The 617-nt window shown below is 46.0% G+C and carries 1 protein-coding gene and 1 pseudogene; one reads left to right on the top strand and one right to left on the bottom strand.

Annotated elements, in window-relative coordinates; translation table 11 throughout:
• Positions 1 to 92: pseudogene (locus R7R24_RS28255) on the top strand (MSHA biogenesis protein MshA); the annotation flags it as partial.
• A gap of 66 nt (positions 93 to 158) precedes the next feature.
• Here the strand turns inward: R7R24_RS28255 and R7R24_RS28250 are convergent.
• On the bottom strand, positions 159 to 617 hold a 459-nt coding region (locus R7R24_RS28250; RefSeq protein ID WP_318120385.1), incomplete at its 5' end, for a PleD family two-component system response regulator.

Below are 617 nucleotides of genomic sequence, written 5' to 3'. Positions count from 1 at the left end.
CCCGTGCGAGTCTGACCCAATGTGGCATCTTGTATGGGCCACCAATGTCACCAAACGAAAGCTATAAATTAGAAATTCTTCCTTGCCCATAACCAAATAAGGCTGCCAATCGGCAGCCTTATTACTTTTAACTCTGTGCTTGATGAGCGATATGCAAATTAAGCGAATACGTATTTATCCATCATATTCACCATACGACCAATTTCTGGCTTGGTAATGGTGTCATTAGCGCCAAGCGACAGCGCTTTTGCTCGGTTATCTTCACTCATTAGTGACGAGAACATGATGATTGGCATTTGGCGGAACGCTTCGGTTTCACGCAACCTTTTCACTAAGTGCATGCCATCCATTCGAGGCATTTCTACGTCCGTCACAACCGCATCCAGCAGTTCTCGCACTGGTAGCTGTTCTTCTTTCGCAACTTCAATCAGGCTCATCAATTTCTCATGCGCTTCACCACCATCTTTGCAGGTGATAACGTTGTAACCTGACGACGCCAAGGTATCTTGAATCAGAGAACGGATGAACGCGGAGTCGTCCACAACCATGATGGTTTTCGCGTTACGCTTACCAACCATGCGCTGGTTCAAATCAACAGATTTATCCACTTTCACGTC

The organism is Vibrio sp. 704 (assembly GCF_033339295.1).
Note: the sequence above shows the minus strand (reverse complement) of the source record. Positions and strands in the feature narration are given on the sequence as shown.